Raw genomic sequence first — 16544 nt, forward strand, 5'->3', positions numbered from 1 at the left:
ATGACTCCATACACAAGTAACCCGCAGGAGGGGCACTTTTTTAAAGTGTCCATCTTACGGGTTACCGCTCAGAGTTGAGGTTAGTGCTGTAATCTCATCCGCTTTGATTCGTTATTTCTTCGAGGATGTTTCATTTTTGTGCTCAATCACTTGCAGCACTTTGGGTTCAATAGCTTTTAACATTTGTTCCATTGAGCGATTGCCTTGAGGAACGTCGCCAATCTTTTCGCTTTGAATTTGGGCATCAATCTGTGTTTTTGCAATGACGTCAATCACTTGTTGTTTAGAGACCTGTTTAGATGCGGCCACTTCCACAACAGATTTGCCTTTTGCCAATTCTTCTTTCAATTCGGCCGGGCTGATTTTTAGTAAGGAAAACAGTTTGGCATCATTTAAAAAGGCGTCGGCAAAATAATCAGGCTTGCCATCTCTTGAGAAGAAGCCTTCTACTTGAACGGTTGAAGGTGTGGTCTCACCTCCGATAAGAGAAACGTTGATCGTATTGCCCTGAACAAATACTTGGTAGAATGGTGTTTTGGATCCCTTTAGGCTGTAATTCAGCATAAACGTTTTTTGATCCGGGTTCTCCATTTGCTCCATAGCAAACTGGTACTCTTTGACGTTGCCGTACAGTTTATCAATCAGGTAATCGGTCTTCGACTTGATTTCCTGATCGGTTAAAGCAGAGAGCGGCTTCTCCTTAGGCTCCCAATTCTCTTGAATCACGTGTTCAATCGCACCCGTAACGGCGTTGGTATGAAGGGTAATCTTTTTGCCGCTTCCTCCTTTTTCCTGCAGGGTGATGCTTGTTTGGACATCTTGAACGCTGCTTGCGTCGATAATCTCAAACGATTTTGTTTCGGGAAATGCGTGATAAAGCTTCTCAAGCGCTGCTTTGCCAATCTCATCCACCTTGACTTGTTCGGCAGTCATTGGTGTCCTTGTTAGCATTTCAATCAAAGTAGGGGCCGCATATGCCGCGGTTGGAATCAGAATCGCAGCAGCAACTATTCCGCCGATTAATCGTTTTTTCATGGTTGTTTCGCTCCTTTTTCGTTGCAAATAGTGAGAATAGGATTGTTCGATTCGTCTGGTAATTGCCGGAGGGCACTCCATCGTTTCCGCTTCTTCGTGCAGATGTTCACGGATTTTGCGTTCAATAGTCATTGATCTTTTCCATCCTTTCCGGGGGGAGATTCCATATGTTTTTTCGAAGCGCCTGGAGACCGGCGTGATATCTGGACTTGACTGTACCCAGCGGGATATCGAGCAATGTCGCGATTTCCTCCAGCGTATAGTCATGATAAAAGCGGAGGACAATCACCGTTCGCTGTTTGTCGGTCAGTTTTTGGATGGCCTGTGATATCATTTGGTTCGTCCCGTCCATCAACACCTCAGGTTGATCCCAATGAGACTCTTCCCTGGAGAAGGCGCGAATGCGTTCAAAAATCCGGAATCTCCGCCAGCTCTTGACCCGAAATCTCTGCACTTGACGGATGACTAAGCCGTGCAGCCAAAAGCGGAAAGGCCGGTTCGGATCGTAGCTGGCAAGTGAGGTCCACATTTGCATATAGATCTCATTCATCACATCTTCCCGATCCTGTCGGTGATCCACCAGAAAGGAGACGGTCCGGTAGACGTCCTGATAGGTGGCGTCATACAACGCGTGAAACGCCTGACCATCACCATCTTTCATTTTTGTGAGCAATTGGTACATAGAATCACTTTGCATTCAGAAGGCCCTCCTGAGTAAGCAGCTTACACCCTATATTGTCTCTCTATCGAAAAAAGGTTCGGTTCTTTAATTCTTTTTTGCGGAAGGCTGAGTATCGGCGGACTTAGATCAGGTAGACAACCGGGAATGTAGCTTCCCGCATGACGGCCGCTGCGATCTTTACGTCCCTTGCGGGAATAATACAAAAGCCGGATTCCTTAGAGTAGGAAACCCGGCTTTTTAACTATCTTAGCGTATATTTTTGTTAAAATGTGGTTGGGGCCCTTATACTGGAAAAGAAGCGGATGGGAACGTAAGCCGATTCGGCTTGCGGCAATTTTCTTCCGCAGCATGCGGCCCAAAATTTGACTGCTCCTGTGTTTTCACGTAAGGTTCTTGCGCTCGTCAAATCGCACTTCTCGTCCGGTCATTTCGTTCCATGTCCGGCGGCGGACCAATGCGGGGGATGAACGAGCGCTGCCGGAATCTTCGCGCGCGCATCGCCTTTCGCCGCATTCAGCTGGGCCTGCGTGAGGAATAAGCTCCCGCGCAGATCGGCTCCGCCGAGATCGGCGTCCCGGAAATCCGCGCCGATCAGGTCAGCCCCTCTCAGATCGGCGTTCCGGAGATCGGCGGCGATGAGGTACGCCCCCCGCAGGTTGGCGCCGCTCAGATCGGCTCCCTTCAGGCTCGCCCCCATGAGGTCGGCACCCCGGCCGACTTTGCGGCGCTGCGTGCCGCCTTTCCGCCGGCTTGAGGCATCGGCGCGGACGAGTTCGCTCGTCCGCAAAAGAAGCTCGTTGACTTTCCCCCTGTGTGCGGCGACGTCAAGCTCCAGAAGCGCTTCCGGGGCGAGGAAAGTCAGGCGCTCCGTCTCGTCCAGCGCGGTGCGCAGCTCGCCGTGTACAGAACGGGCGGGCTGGAGAGTCAGCGCTTCGGACAAGTACCACAGAAGCTCATGGAGCTGCCGCATCACCGGGAACACCTCGAACATCTGCTTCGCGGACCCGGGGACCCGGCGCCAGTCTTCTCCGGCGTAAGTTACCTGCGAAACCTTCTGTCCGGCGCCGAAGCAGTCGAAGACCGTGCAGCCTTTGAAGCCTTTCTGGCGCAGGCCGGTGTGAATGCCGCACCGGAAGTCCTGCCGCAGATTGGGACACGGCTGACCGGCGTCCTTGTCTTTCGCAAAGTCGGCGGATGCCGCATAGGGCAGCGCCACGCAGCAGAGGCCGAAGCATTTCTCGCAGTCGGTCAGAAGCCCCTGCGGGCTTTTATAGGAAACCGTTTCCGGATTTTCATCAGGTTGAGACATGGTAGATACTCCCTTCGTATAACCGTGCGTGTATAGCAGCAACCTCTATTTTAAAGGCAGGTACGCCCGGAGCGAAAGGATTTTTTTCTTATCAATCAAAAAAGCGGCTGTTTCGGACAGGCGAAAGAGGAGGAGAACCATGCCGTTTACGTTCGCGCATCCCGTCGCGGTTATGCCGTGGTGGAACAAAACGACACTTCCGGTATCCGCTCTGATTATCGGGTGCATGTCCCCGGATTTCGAATATTTTGTCCGGTTCCGGGCTGCCGGCGTATGGAGCCACGATGGAGCGGGGATCGTGCTGTTTAATCTTCCGGTGATCCTGGTGCTGTTTCTGCTCTTCGAGACCGTTGTCCGGCCTGCGCTTTACGATTATTTGCCCGGCCGGTTTCCTTACCGGTGGAGAAGGGAAGGCGGAATTCCCGTTTCCTTCAAAGGCTGGTTCACCGTCGCGGTTCTGGGATTGGCAGGTACGGGTACCCACCTGATTTGGGACCAATTCACGCACGAAGGCGCCTGGCTGGTCCATCATATTTCCTTCCTCAGTGGATCGATAACGGTGGGAAGGCTGGAAGTTCCCGTATACAAAGCGGCTCAGCACGGAAGCACGCTGATTGGTTTGATAGGAACGCTCTGGTGGATACATCGGCATTTACGCGTACCGGCAGAGGAGAGACCGCGCGTTTCCGCCGCGCCTTTCTGGTTTACCGTGATGGCCCTGTTTGTCTTGATTCTTGCGATGTCGGCTGTTTTCGTAGTGGACGGCAATGGGCTGGCGCTTCTTTTGCAGCTTGTCGTCCCGGCGATCAGCTCCGTTATGCTTGCCGTTCTTCTGGCTTGTCTGTTTTTTAGCAAAAGCGTAAGCGGAAACGGCCGAAGTTGAGCCGGTTTCAACGAGAGGATTACGGGTCGGCGGCTTTAAAAAGAGGCGAAAAAGAACGGGGGAAATCCTGCTCTTTTCAGCCTGTAGACAAAGTTCCTTTCGGAGCAGGGCCTACAGGCTTTTTGTGTGTGGAAGTAGTGAGGAGAGGTGAAAACGTCTTAGCGTAGATCCTATTGTTCTCATCAACTTGTTCCTATCCAGTATCTGTTTGGTATTCGATCCATGCGCCAGACGATCAAAGAAATTGAAACAAACATCGCCTACCGCTGGTTTATCGGCTACGACTTTACCCAGCCCATTCCTCATTTCACGGCCTCCGATAGGAGGAGCATGATACGGATACAGTTTATATAAAAAAGTTAGAATTTAAGTTTGTTCTTTCATTTAAAAAATGATTTAAAAATGACTAACGATTTAAAATCGTTAGCCATCATCTTCCATAATCGCGCCCGTTTGAGGAACATCTTTATTGCTGCTGATCATTTTGATCAATCGGTTTCGAAATGTTTATGAGCACAATGCCTAGTGCCACTAAAAGAAACGATATGATTTTGATGACAGATATGTTTTCATTAAAAAATGCTATGCCTATAATAGCCTGCACACCTGCTCCTGTCCCACCCCATACGGCATAGGCAATCGATAAAGGAACAACCTTCATAGAAAAAGATAAGAGTAAAAAAGCGATAAAATAAAAAGACAACGCGCCTGTTGTTGACCATGCATTAGAAAATCCATCAGACAAATTTAAAAACGTCCCTCCCGTTATTCCACATGCAATAGCAATTGTTAAATAAAGAGTGTGCTTCTCTAACATTGTTCCCATCCCTTCATACAAAATTTAGCAGAAATAGTCCCAAGAGTAGAGCGCATAATCCTGTTATGGCTTTCATGGTTATTTTTTCTTTCAAAAAAAGAATACCGATCAAAACGGTTAAAGCCGTTCCTATACCTGACCAAGTCGCAAAAACAATCCCCATGGGAAGACTTTTTAAAGACAATGCTAAAAAATAAAAGGTCGTACCATAACCAATTAAAGTAAATAAAGCTGGCCAGAATCTCTTAAATCCTTGCGACAATTTTAACTGAACAGAAGAAAAAACCTCTAACAAAATAGCAATAAACAAATATAAATAAGCCAAAGAATAATACTCCTTTCATAAATTAGATATAACGATCATTATATTTTTATCTAAAAAAAATAAAGGATCATCTCTTTTATTTTATTATTGTTTTTAGCAATCTCCTCGCCTCTTTTACCGCTTTTTCATGCCCGATTATTTCAGCCATGGAAGTAGACCCTTCAATAATGGTATGAATACGAAGATATAAATCTGGCGAACGGTTATTTTGGGATAGCACCTCTCTTAAATAGTTCATAAATGCCTGTTTATGATTTATGGTGAGTTTTTCAATCGCTTCGCTTCTTCCTCGATATTCTTCCAACGCTCGTAAAAAAATACAACCGATGTTCCCTTTTTCGGTCAGCCATTTAGCGTGACCATTCATCACATCTTCTATATCCCACTTTTCAGGATCGCTATTTTGTGGCCTTACAAAATTCCAATAATAAAGTTCTCTCTTTTTTAATACTTCCACAACCAAATCTTCTTTAGAGGAGAAATGATTATAAAAGGTCATTAAAGCTACATCAGCCTCTGATATGATTCTTTTCAATCCAATGGAGTGAAAACCATATTCATAAAACAAAGTCTCTGCTGTATTTAATATAGCTTCTCTTTTCTTTGATCCCATGATGTACACTCCTTTTTATAATGATCGTTATATACATAATAACACTTGAAATCATTTAGTAAAGTCGACCAGTCCTTTTACTTCAACAATCTGGCCTCCCTTGGTTTCGATGGAAACAAGGAAGTTTGTCTGCAATCTGAAAAGAGCGGGGGAATCCCGCTCTTTTTCTCCTTCACACGCCAGCTTTAAAAGTTAGGCGCCAACCGGACCAGCTTATCGGGTGTCCCGTCTCCGTTCTTATCCCCGTTGTTGCTGGTCACGAAATAAAGCGAGCCGTCGGGGGCCTCGACTATGTCGCGGATGCGGCCGTATTTGTTAACGTACAAATAATTGAGACTGCCGCTGTCGATGACGGGCTTGCCGCTTTGTTCCTTGACGGTCATGCGGATAATCTGTTTGCCCTTCAGGTTGGTGACAAGCAGATTACCGGCCCACGGCCCTTTGGTCACAAACGTGATGCCCGAAGGAGCCCAAGTAGTTCCGTTGGCGTAAAGGAGAGGCGGCGTAATGCCCGGTTGATTCTGATTTCCGCCCTCGTACTGCGGCCAGCCGTAATGCGCTCCCGGTTGGATAAAGTTAATCTCGTCTTTGGACGATTCTCCATGCTCGGACTCGAACAGCCGGTTCGTTCCGGGCTGCCAGGCCAATCCTTGCGGATTCCGGTGTCCCCGGCTGTAAATCGGCGAGGAAGCGCCGAACGGATTATCGGACGGGATCGTGCCGTCCAGATTCAGCCGGAATATTTTTCCTCCGAGATAGGTTAGCGTGTCGTCCTTGTTGCCGTAGTTGCCGTCGCTGAAATAGAGCTTCTTGTCCGGGCCGATTTTAAGACGGCCGCCGTTGTGATACACCGCCCCGGGAAGATTCGTGATCAGGACTTTATCGATTTTGGCGGTATTGTTGCTTTCGATCAAACGGACCACCCGATTGGCGACTTTGTTGTCGGAGGTCTTGTAGGAATGGTAAATATACATATAATGATTGCTGGCAAAATCCGGGTCGAGCGCGAGTCCCAGCAGACCGCCCTCGCTCTTGGGCATGTAGTAGAAAGGCGATCCCAGCGTAATGACCGGCGCGGATTTCAACTGCCCGTTCACGACGACACGTACTCTTCCGCTGTTGCGTTCGGTGAAAAAAATCCGGCCGTCCGGCGCGAAGTCGACCGCCCACGGCGTTTCCAGATTGGAAGCGACGACCTCGGGCGTGTAAGGTTCCGAAGAGGCCGGGTTCGTCTTAACCGACAGCGCTTTGCTGGCGGGGGACACATTGCCGGCAAGATCTCTGGCTTTCACCGTAAAGCTGTAGGAGGTATTGGCGGCGAGCCCGGTCACGTTAAACAAGGTCTTGTCGGTGCTGCCGGACAATTTCCCGTCCGTGAAAATATCATAGGCGTACACGCCTACGTTATCCGTCGCTGCGGTCCAGGTTAACTGGACGGAGGTGGAGGTTTTGCTGGAGCTCGCAAGTCCGGCTGGAGCGGCGGGACTCTCCGTATCGGACCCGCTGGTTGTCGTCACCGACAGAGGAGCGCTGGCTGCCGAGCTGTTTCCGGCCGCGTCCCTGGCTTTTACCGTAAACCGGTAAGTGGTGGCGGGTTTCAAGCCCCTAAAGGTATAGGAAGTCCCGGCAACGTTCGCCTGGGTCAAGACATCGTCCTTGTACAAATCGTAGCCGGTGACACCGACATCGTCCAGCGATGCGGTCCAGGCGATTTCCGCGGACGTATCGGTTACGGATCTGGCCTGAACGTTCGTCGGTTCGGTCGGCGGAAACACATCGCCCGCCGCATTTACCGTCACATTAGTAAACGTGGCGGTGCTAAGCTTGGAAGTGTTATGGCTGGAGACGGCAAGGCCGACAAACACGGAGGCGTTCATCTTTAAAGTAAGCGTCCCCAGGTCGCCCCAGTTCAATCCGTTGTTGGACACATACCCCCGGATGACGTTTCCTTTGCGCTCCAGCTTTACCCACGCCGGGCTGGTCGAAGCGATTTTCTCGCTCTCGGAGGCGCCGCCGGTTTCCGTTCTATACTGGAACGTGAATCCGTTGGAAGGCGTCAGAAGCAGATCGGCATGTTTGGAATCCGGCTTCAGCGTTTCCCGGATCGTAATGCCCGCTTTGGCGAAATCGTGGGTATTCGTCTGCGAGGAAACGAGAGCTACGATCGAGCCGTCTCCGGTCCAGGGATGATAGACGAAATTGAACTGGTCCGATTTGCCCCAAATATCCGTGCCGGAGCCGCTGACTTCAAAACGGCCCGCACCCGGGTCATAGGAGGCGCTGCCCGCCAGAGCGGGCGAACCGATGTTTTGCTGCTTCCAGGGAGCCGGCACGCTTTCCGCCCAGGCCGTTCCCGGTACGGGTATTAAAGCAAGCAGAAGACAAAAACAGAGACTTAAAGCAACCTGTTTGCAATGCATAATCATTCCCACACGTCCTTTTGGTTTGGAATGGCACTAAGGGTTTGCTTAAAGACGAAGGCGATCCTCCTTTCAAAAGTTAAAGCGCTTATACTTTCGTATTTCATTTTACCATAAATCCCAGTAAAAGGTATATAAGATATGTAAACGCTTAGCTTCTGGCTCGTAAGGGCCGTATTTCTTCTTCGGAAGCGCCGCGAGCATAGGGGGCAATCCTTTATCGCTTAACTCAATAAACGAAACCTTGGATGCCGATTTGGCATCTTTTTTTATGATTGACGCTTTCCTGCATTGTGAGTATGATAATAGTAATCGTTACGATTACGATTAAAGTTAGTCGAACGACGTGATCCTACATTTTTTTTAAAAAATCGGCCCAGGAGTAGTTGTCTGATGAAACATGAAATCGACTTTGTGAAATGCAATCCCACACAGAATATGACCATTCTTGTGAGAACGAATCACCTGGCTGAGGACTATAAGTCCATCGCCGCCAAAATGATGGCCTACGACAGTGTGTACGCCGAACAAGTAGGTTTCATCGAAAAACCCGGCAGTTATGAAGCCGCTGCCAATTTACGAATGGCGGGAGGTGAGTTTTGCGGGAATGCCTGCATGGCCTTAGCCGCTTTTCTTGCCTCCGAAAAAGGAATGAATCCGGACGATTTCATGGAAATTGTCCTCGAGGCTTCCGGAACGGAGCAGTTAGTCGCCTGTCAGGTGAAAAAAGTCAAGGAAAAGTATGTGTGCCGGCTTGCAATGCCTGTACCCAAAAAAATCGATCGGAAGACAATCAAGTTTGAAGGCGACGACTTGGATATTGTTACGGTGAGATATCCTGACTTTCTACATATTGTGATCGAAGTCGATCATTTCAATGAGACAGTGAGAAATCGGGCACAGACCTTGGCGAAGCTGCTTGGAGCGACTTCGGAAGCCAGCGTGATCGGCATTTTGTTATTTAAGAGTCATTCGGACGAATTGGCTCCGCTCATTTATGTCCCTCCATTGGATAGCATGATTTGGGAAAGAGGGTGCGGCTCCGGCACGGCTTCACTGGGTGCCTTCCTGTCTTGGAAACACCAAAGAGACGTTTCTGCGCAAATCAAGCAGCCCGGCGGCACCATGACTGTCATGGCCGAATGGGAGGAAGATGAGGTAACAAGCCTCGCCGTTGAAGGGTCCGTTGGAATCGTAGCCCATGGCAGAGCTTTTATTGATGTTTAACATCCTCAATCGGATTGGAGAGAAGGTATGCATTCGCACGAACAATTTCTACGAACTTTAACCGGGTTTCAAGCGAAATTTACGCATTTGGCAGATCGTTACGAGGATACCGTCCAACGAAGCGCCGAGTTAGAGGCGGTCCTGGATGACTATTCCGCTTTTATTACGAACGAGGCTAACGAAGAATCATGGGAACAATTGAACCGGCATGACCCCGGCCATATGTCCCGGCTAGTGGAAGATTTGAGGAAGACGTCGGCGTCTTGTGTCGCGATTATGGAAAAATACCGGGCATGGAAGCTGCTGAATGGAGACGCGGAAAGGACGGAGTATTTCCGAAATATAGAATCATGCATCGAAAAAGAATTCGGAAGCTTTCGAGTGAATGCGGATTCGAAAGTGCTGCTGGTGGGCTCGGGTTCATTCCCCATGACGCCATTGTACATAGCGAAGCAAACCGGTGCGGAAGTGGCCGGCATTGATATTGACAGGGAGGCTGTAGAACTTGGAAGAAGGGTGGTAGAGGAGCTGGGAAGCGGACTGAAAATCAGGCTGGAGAACGTGTTTGCAGAGCATCTGGACGGTATACAAGAGGTGACTCACATCATATTCAGCTCAACGGTTGCCAATAAATACGAACTGCTGGACCAATTGGCCGGGCTAACCAATCGGCATGTGATTGTGGCCATGAGATACGGCGGCGGCTTGAAATCTTTGTTCAATTACCCTATGCAAGAGGTGAACAGACGCAAATGGAGCTTAGTTGAAACCGTTTTGCGCCCCGGTCACGTGTTTGATATCGCTTTGTATCAAAAAGCTTAGGTTTCATTTTGGGAGAGGAAGGGTCAGATGGGTGATTTCCAACGGGTCTTAGTGCTGGGAACGGGTCCCGCTTCGATTCAATTGGCCGTACTGCTAAAAAAAGTTGCGAACTGCCGCGTAGGAATCGCCGGTCGCAAGTCCGTTCGTTCCGAACATTTTTTTGCGGCGCTTAAGCAGAGCAGCCGGCGTATCCGCGCAGACATTCAAAATGAAAAGCACCGGCAGCTGCAGGGCGAGTGCGTCATGGATGATGTTTTTCACGGATATGAGAGCATCACCGGAAGCTGGGATACCGTGATCTTGTCCGTTACGGCGGATGCATACATAGGGGTACTCCAACAAATCCGTGAACAGCTTTTACAGCAAGTAAGGTGTGTGGTCTTAATTTCCCCGACCTTCGGTTCAAACAGCTTAATTCGCCACTATATGACGGATATTCGTGCGGATGCGGAAATTATTAGCTTTTCCACCTATCTCGGCGATACGCGCTGGAGGCACGGCAAGCCGTCCGATCAGGTCATCACGACAGGAATCAAGAAAAAAGTGTTCATTGGCTCGACGAAGTCTCCATCCGATCATGTGACGAAGCTTCGTACGTTGTATGAACAACTGGGTATTACCTTGGAAATCATGTGTTCTCCATTCGAAGCGGAAACGAGAAATAGTTCCTTATATGTCCACCCGCCTCTGTTTATGAATGACTTTTCGTTAAATGTCCTATTCGGAGAAGCGGCCCCCAAGAAATTTGTATACAAAATGTTTCCCGAAGGTCCCATTACACCCGGTTTAATCCGCGATATGGTGGCCTGTTGGAAAGAGATGACGGCCATTATCCGTAAGCTAAATATAGAGGGCCTTAACTTGCTTAAGTTCATGACAGACGATAATTATCCGGTGCGGCCGGAAAGCCTATCGCGTCATGAGATCGATAACTTCCTTCATTTCGAAACGATCCATCAAGAGTATTTGGTGTACGTCCGGTATACATCGCTGTTAATCGATCCTTTTTCCGAACCGGATCAGGACGGGAAATATTTCGATTTCTCGGCCGTCCCCATTCGGCAAATCTTTGTCAATAATGAAGGGTACTGGGACATCCCGCGCATGCCCAAAGAAGATTACTACCGGATAAAAATCATACAAGGCATTGCAAGGTATGTGGATTCAAGCTGTCCGACGATCGATACCTTCATTGCAACCTATGAGCGGAGAATAGAGGAAGCGGCTCGACATAAGCTGCAGGACGAGTTGTTGTCGGAGGCATTCACCGTGCAAAGTTTTGAAGAAGACTTGAAGAGGATACGCAGTGAAATAGAAACCAGGTTGGGATCGAAGAAGAATGAGTTGGAGGAGACGACGTGACGAGAAGAATAGCGGGTTTATTAGCTGCTTTAATGATTTCCACTGCACTGCTGGCAGGCTGCGCGGGCGATAAGAGCGGGAAAACGGGGTCCACGGAACGAAGCCAAGAACTGGTGTACGCCACGGCGAAAGATATTAACGATATGAATCCCCACTTGTACACGGGTTCGATGCCGGCGCAGGGAATGGTGTACGAATCATTAGTCGAAAATACGGAAGACGGAATCAAGCCGCTGCTGGCCGAGTCTTGGGAAACTTCGAATGACGGGAAAACATACACCTTTCATCTGAGAAAAGATGTGACCTTTCACGACGGAGAACCGTTTAACGCGGAGGCTGTGAAGAAAAACATCGAAGCCGTTCAAAAAAATGCAAGCAAACATTCCTGGATCAAACTATCCGCTAAGATCGTGAGCTGTCATGTGCCGGATGAGTTTACGGTGGAATTGAATCTATCGGAGCCCTACTATCCGACTTTACTGGAATTGTCGATGACCCGGCCTTACGTATTCATCTCGCCCAAAAATTTCGTTAACGGGGAGACAAAAGATGGCGTGAACGGATACAACGGCACGGGACCCTATAAGCTCACGGAACATAAAACCGATCAGTACGCCACTTTTGAAGCCAATGAAAACTACTGGGCCGGCGCGCCTAAAGTAAAGAAAGTGACGGCAAAAGTTCTACCGGCCGGGGAAATGACATTTTTGGCGCTGCAAAAGGGTGAAGTCAACTTTATCTTTACGGATGATCGAGGCGCGGACAGCATTGATGTGGAAGCGATGAATCGGTTAGTTCAGTCGGGCGATTTCCAGCTTGTCAGAAGTAAAGCGATGAATACGAAAATGATCGTTGCCAACAGCGGCAAATCAGGCCCCGTTCATGAAACGGCCGTACGCGAGGCCATCTGGTATTCCATTGACCGGGAAACCGTCAGCAAGCAAATTTTTAGCGGGATGGAGACGGCGGCTAACTCTCTATTCTCCTCCAATGTCCCGTATGCGGACGTCGATTTGAAGAAGCGGGGCTACGATCCGGAAACAGCGAAAAAGATTTTGGAAGAAGCGGGCTGGAGCCTGGAGAGCGGCAAAACAGTCAGAACTAAAGACGGAAACCCGTTAGCCATGAAGCTTTACTACGACGTCAATTCTTCTTCCCAAAAAACGCAGGCTGAGTTCCTTCAACATGCGCTGACAGCAATTGGGGCTAAGCTGGACCTTATCGGCGAAGAATCTTCTTCTATCGCGAAAAGAAGAGCCACGGGAGACTATGATCTGCTGTTCAATCAAACATGGGGGCTCGCCTACGATCCGCAAAGTACAATTGCCGCATTTACATCGGAAGCTTCTTATCTGCATACAACCAAAGGCATACCGAAAGCGGCCGAGCTCTATAACAAAATCGGTGACGTGATGGTGTCCGCCGACGAGAAGACGCGGAGATCGTTATACGCGGATATTTTAACTCTTGTCCATGACGAAGGCGTCTTTATCCCCATCACCAATGGCAGCGTCACCGTTCTGGCTCCCAAAAATTTAAAAGGGATCTCGTTTAAGCAAACGCAATACGAGCTGCCGTTTGAGCGGATGTACTTTGAGTAGCTAAATAATTCCACAGGGAACCCCCTTGGTGCCATGTGCGAAAAAGGAGACGGCTATGGGCAGTTATATCTTCAAAAGAGCTTTATTATCGCTTCCTTTGCTTGTGATCATATCCTTTTTAACGTTTGTTTTAAACCATCTGTCTCCTTTGGACCCGGCCGAAGTAGTCCTGCACGCGCAAGGCGTGCCGAATATAACCGAACAATTAATCGCGGAAACGAAAGGGGCGCTCGGACTGGACCAGCCGTTTCTAACCCGTTATTTCAATTGGCTTCTTTCCTGCCTGCAGCTCGATTTCGGCCACTCGTACGTTACGGGAAAACCGGTCTGGTCCTTGCTGGGCCCCGCTTTTCTGAATACATTAAAGCTGACGCTGGTTTCGATGGCCGCCATTATCGCCCTATCTATTGTCCTAGGCGTGATCTGCGCATGGAAAGAAGGGACAAGAATGGACAAATCGGTTAGAGGAGTCTCGTTTTTTCTGACTTCTATGCCGTCGTACTGGCTTGCGTCGCTTATGGCGTGGTATTTTTCCGTCCATCTGGATCTTCTCCCGACAAGCGGCATGGACTCCTTCAAAAGCTACATTTTACCGGTTACCGTGATTACCGTCAGTTACACAGGCATTTATTTTCGGATCGTCAGAAGCTCCATGATCGGCCAGTTGAACGAGGACTATGTGCTGTACGGCAGGGCAAGCGGTTTACCGGAAAGGAAAATAACGATGCATATCCTAAGAAATTCGCTTCAGGTGGCCATTTCCGTGTTTTGCATGGCCATCCCCATTATTTTGGGAAGCACAGTCGTTGTAGAAAACCTGTTCGCGTGGCCCGGGCTGGGGACGTTAAGTGTCAAATCCATTCTAAGCAGGGATTTCCCGATCATCCAAGCATATGTCCTTGTGTTGGCGGCGGCCTTCGTTCTGTTCAATACCTTGTCGGACATGATTCTTGCGGCGATGAATCCCAAACTAAGGAAGGGGATGTAATGGAACGATTTAAACCTATAATGAAAGACAAGCCGGCTGTCCTATCTTTATTCGTTATCGTGACAACTATTACTGCCGGAATCTTTGCCCCTCTGATTGCGCCGCATGCTCCCGGGGAAGTTCATATGGAGCTTCGTTTTGCGGGTCCGTCGCTGGAATATCTGTTAGGCAACGATCACTTGGGACGATGTGTATTATCCAGATTGATTTACGGGATCCGTCCAAGCGTGCTTTGGGTGATGGCCGCCTTGATCCTAACGGTAGGGGTCGGTGCTTTTTTTGGCTTTATTGCAGGGTATTTCAGAGGAAGAACAGATGCCGTCGTGATGAGAATTTGCGATGTGATGCTTTCTTTTCCGGGCTATGTCATGATCTTGGCCGTGATCGGTATTGTAGGCGCAGGCTTTGAAAATATATTGATTGCGTTTATATGTACGAAATGGGCCTGGTTTGCCCGCGTCATCCGGACGTCCGTCATGCAAGTTGCCGAAGCGGACTATGTGAAGTTCTCTAAAGCGCTTGGCGCCGGCAGCGTTCAAATTATGGTCAAGCATATTGTGCCCGTCTCGCTTCCCGACATTGCCGTTCTATCAAGCAGTTCTTTCGGTTCCATGATTTTGCAGTTATCCGGCTTCTCTTTCCTCGGTTTAGGCGTTCAAGCTCCGAATGCGGAGTGGGGCATGATGTTGAATGAGGCAAGGGAAGCCATGTTCTCGAGGCCGGAACTTATGTTAGCGCCGGGGTTGGCGATCGTTCTTGTCGTGTCGGCTGTCAACTTTCTGTCCGATGCGCTCCAAGCTGCGTTAGATCCTAAATTAAGGACTTCCAATCCGAAGCTGCAAGGTCAGACCGTCGCTGCCGGTGCGGCGATTCAAGGAAACGGGGTGGCTTAATCCGGTCATGAACAGTTTAGAAGTGAAAAATTTAAAAGTTTGGGATAACCTGACCGGTGAAGTGATTATCCCGAACAGTTCCTTTCATGTAAAGCAGGGAAGCTGTCTGGCTATCGTTGGAGAAAGCGGAAGCGGGAAGTCTCTGACCTGCAGGGCCGTTATGAGATTGACTAAACCCAATATCCGCCAATCCGGCGATATTTTGTTCAACGGAGTAAACTTAAGCGAGCTGCCCGAGAAAGAAATGAGAAAAAGAAGAGGAAAACAGCTCTGCATGATTTTGCAAAACGGCATGCGGGCCTTCGATCCCTCTTGTGTGGTCGGGGTTCACTTAAAAGAAACGCTTGCCGAACATTTCGGCTGGAGCCGCGACGAAATAACGGCGAGGATGAAAAAAGCCATGGAAAGCGTGATGCTCAAAGATCCGATAGCGGTGATGAACAAGTATCCGCACCAGCTTTCGGGGGGCATGCTTCAGCGCGTGATGATTGCGCTGGCTATCGTGCTGGAACCCGATCTCGTTATCGCGGACGAACCGACTACGGCACTGGATACGATCTCCCAATTCGAGGTCGTTGAACAGTTTGCGCAATTGCGGGAGAGAATGGGATGCTCCATGATTTTTATTTCGCACGACCTGGGCATCGTCCGGAAACTTTCGGATGAGGTGCTGGTTATGAAAGAAGGAGTAGTGGTGGAAAGAGGGCCGACTCCGGCCATCTTCTCTGAAGCACGCCATGAATATACCCGCTATTTGGTATCCTCTAAGCTTTCGCTGAATCATCGTTTTAGGAACCTGATGGGAGGCGTAAGCCATGCTGAGCGTTGAAGGCGTCGGGAAATCGTACAAAACGGGAGGCTTATTTTCCGCGAAAAAACAAAACGTGCTAGCAAACATCAGCTTCGAATGCGGGCAGGGGGAATGCCTGGGCATCATCGGAGAAAGCGGAAGCGGCAAATCCACACTGGGCCGATTGATCATTGGGATTGAGGAGCCGGATCAAGGAACCGTTCTGTTCGAGGGAAAAAGGATAGGGGAGCGAAAAGCGAGACGGGGGAACATAAGTGCTGTTTTTCAAGACTATACCTCCTCCATTAATCCGTTTTATACGGTCGAGCAGGCTATTATGGAACCCTTGAAGCTGCAAAACAAAGCCCGAAAAGAGGCTTCAGGCAAGATCGATCTGCTGCTTCGTCAAGTCGGACTGGACTCGTCCTACCGAACCAAATACCCCCATGAATTATCGGGCGGAGAAGCTCAAAGGGTGTGCATCGCCAGAGCCGTTTCAACCGAGCCCAAATGGATTTTGTTGGACGAAGCCATCAGCTCGCTGGATGGTTCGGTTCAAATTCAGGTGCTCCAGTTGCTCAAAAGATTGAGGGGAATTTACGGCATGGGCTACATCTTCATCACCCATGACATACAGGCTGCCGCCTATATTTGCGACAGGGTTATTTTCATGCGACAGGGCCAAATCGAAGAAACGGTGAACATCGCACACTTAAAAAACGTTCAATCCGCGTATGCAAGGAAATTGCTGCAGATGATCATTACCTAGCGTTATGG

Annotated in this window: 16 protein-coding genes and 1 pseudogene; 10 read left to right on the forward strand and 7 right to left on the reverse strand. The window is 49.2% G+C overall.

Translation table 11 applies throughout. The features are described from left to right. Positions 1–111: 111 nt before the first annotated feature. The 3 genes from ACI48J_RS11640 to ACI48J_RS11650 all read right to left on the reverse strand — a co-directional run bounded on the left by ACI48J_RS11640 (position 112) and on the right by ACI48J_RS11650 (position 3026). A complete protein-coding gene (locus ACI48J_RS11640) occupies positions 112–1167 on the reverse strand; it encodes a hypothetical protein (protein ID WP_405082861.1) in 1056 nt (351 codons plus the stop codon). Next, positions 1157–1732 carry a sigma-70 family RNA polymerase sigma factor gene (locus ACI48J_RS11645; RefSeq protein WP_405082862.1) on the reverse strand — a complete coding sequence of 192 codons (576 nt, stop codon included), beginning with the start codon at positions 1730–1732 and terminating at the stop codon, positions 1157–1159. Before ACI48J_RS11645 ends, ACI48J_RS11640 begins: the two co-directional genes overlap by 11 nt. 409 nt (positions 1733–2141) lie before the next feature. Next, positions 2142–3026, reverse strand: a complete 885-nt coding sequence (locus tag ACI48J_RS11650) for a pentapeptide repeat-containing protein (RefSeq protein WP_405082863.1) — start codon at positions 3024–3026, stop codon at positions 2142–2144. A gap of 139 nt (positions 3027–3165) precedes the next feature. On the opposite strand from ACI48J_RS11650, the gene ACI48J_RS11655 reads away from it, so the two are divergent. Further along, positions 3166–3909 carry a DUF4184 family protein gene (locus ACI48J_RS11655; protein ID WP_405082864.1) on the forward strand — a complete coding sequence of 248 codons (744 nt, stop codon included), beginning with the start codon at positions 3166–3168 and terminating at the stop codon, positions 3907–3909. A gap of 154 nt (positions 3910–4063) precedes the next feature. Continuing rightward, positions 4064–4221, forward strand: a pseudogene (locus tag ACI48J_RS11660) (transposase); the annotation flags it as partial. A gap of 154 nt (positions 4222–4375) precedes the next feature. Here the strand turns inward: ACI48J_RS11660 and ACI48J_RS11665 are convergent. The 4 genes from ACI48J_RS11665 to ACI48J_RS11680 form a co-directional block, all read right to left on the reverse strand. Next, positions 4376–4726 (reverse strand): DMT family transporter, encoded by a 351-nt coding sequence (locus tag ACI48J_RS11665; RefSeq protein WP_405082865.1) that lies wholly within the window; start codon positions 4724–4726, stop codon positions 4376–4378. Positions 4727–4739: 13 nt separating this feature from the next. Beyond that, positions 4740–5051, reverse strand: coding sequence for a multidrug efflux SMR transporter (locus ACI48J_RS11670; protein WP_326056591.1), 312 nt, complete (start codon positions 5049–5051; stop codon positions 4740–4742). A gap of 76 nt (positions 5052–5127) precedes the next feature. Then, positions 5128–5664: a TetR/AcrR family transcriptional regulator gene (locus ACI48J_RS11675; RefSeq protein WP_405082866.1), complete on the reverse strand. Its 537-nt coding sequence runs from the start codon at positions 5662–5664 to the stop codon at positions 5128–5130. Positions 5665–5849: 185 nt separating this feature from the next. Beyond that, entirely contained in the window at positions 5850–8090 is a 2241-nt protein-coding gene (locus ACI48J_RS11680; RefSeq protein WP_405082867.1) for a PQQ-dependent sugar dehydrogenase, read from the reverse strand. 387 nt (positions 8091–8477) lie between these two features. Here ACI48J_RS11680 and ACI48J_RS11685 point away from each other — a divergent pair, with 387 nt between their 5' ends. The 8 genes from ACI48J_RS11685 to ACI48J_RS11720 are packed head-to-tail and all read left to right on the forward strand — an operon-like array spanning position 8478 to position 16536. Continuing rightward, positions 8478–9311: a diaminopimelate epimerase gene (locus tag ACI48J_RS11685; RefSeq protein WP_405082868.1), complete on the forward strand. Its 834-nt coding sequence runs from the start codon at positions 8478–8480 to the stop codon at positions 9309–9311. A gap of 27 nt (positions 9312–9338) precedes the next feature. Then, positions 9339–10133 (forward strand): SAM-dependent methyltransferase, encoded by a 795-nt coding sequence (locus ACI48J_RS11690; RefSeq protein ID WP_405082869.1) that lies wholly within the window; start codon positions 9339–9341, stop codon positions 10131–10133. Positions 10134–10160: 27 nt separating this feature from the next. Further along, on the forward strand, positions 10161–11495 hold the full coding sequence (locus tag ACI48J_RS11695; RefSeq protein WP_405082870.1) for an opine metallophore biosynthesis dehydrogenase: 1335 nt from the start codon (positions 10161–10163) through the stop codon (positions 11493–11495). 32 nt (positions 11496–11527) lie between these two features. Beyond that, on the forward strand, positions 11528–13096 hold the full coding sequence (cntA, locus tag ACI48J_RS11700) for a staphylopine-dependent metal ABC transporter substrate-binding lipoprotein (RefSeq protein WP_405083208.1): 1569 nt from the start codon (positions 11528–11530) through the stop codon (positions 13094–13096). A 55-nt stretch (positions 13097–13151) separates the two neighbouring features. Beyond that, the gene (opp1B, locus tag ACI48J_RS11705) at positions 13152–14084 is read left to right on the forward strand and encodes a nickel/cobalt ABC transporter permease (protein WP_405082871.1); all 933 of its coding nucleotides are present in this window, start codon (positions 13152–13154) and stop codon (positions 14082–14084) included. Then, positions 14084–14977, forward strand: coding sequence for a staphylopine uptake ABC transporter permease subunit CntC (gene cntC, locus ACI48J_RS11710; RefSeq protein WP_405082872.1), 894 nt, complete (start codon positions 14084–14086; stop codon positions 14975–14977). Before opp1B ends, cntC begins: the two co-directional genes overlap by 1 nt. 7 nt (positions 14978–14984) lie before the next feature. Next, complete coding sequence (gene cntD / locus ACI48J_RS11715) at positions 14985–15806, forward strand: staphylopine uptake ABC transporter ATP-binding protein CntD (protein WP_326056607.1); 822 nt, start codon at positions 14985–14987, stop codon at positions 15804–15806. Next, positions 15793–16536, forward strand: coding sequence for an ABC transporter ATP-binding protein (locus ACI48J_RS11720; RefSeq protein WP_405082873.1), 744 nt, complete (start codon positions 15793–15795; stop codon positions 16534–16536). The genes cntD and ACI48J_RS11720 overlap by 14 nt, the downstream gene beginning before the upstream one ends. Positions 16537–16544 lie beyond the last annotated feature (8 nt).

Source organism: Paenibacillus chitinolyticus (genome assembly GCF_045038035.1).
Taxonomy (GTDB): Bacteria; Bacillota; Bacilli; order Paenibacillales; family NBRC-103111; genus Paenibacillus_F; species Paenibacillus_F chitinolyticus_A.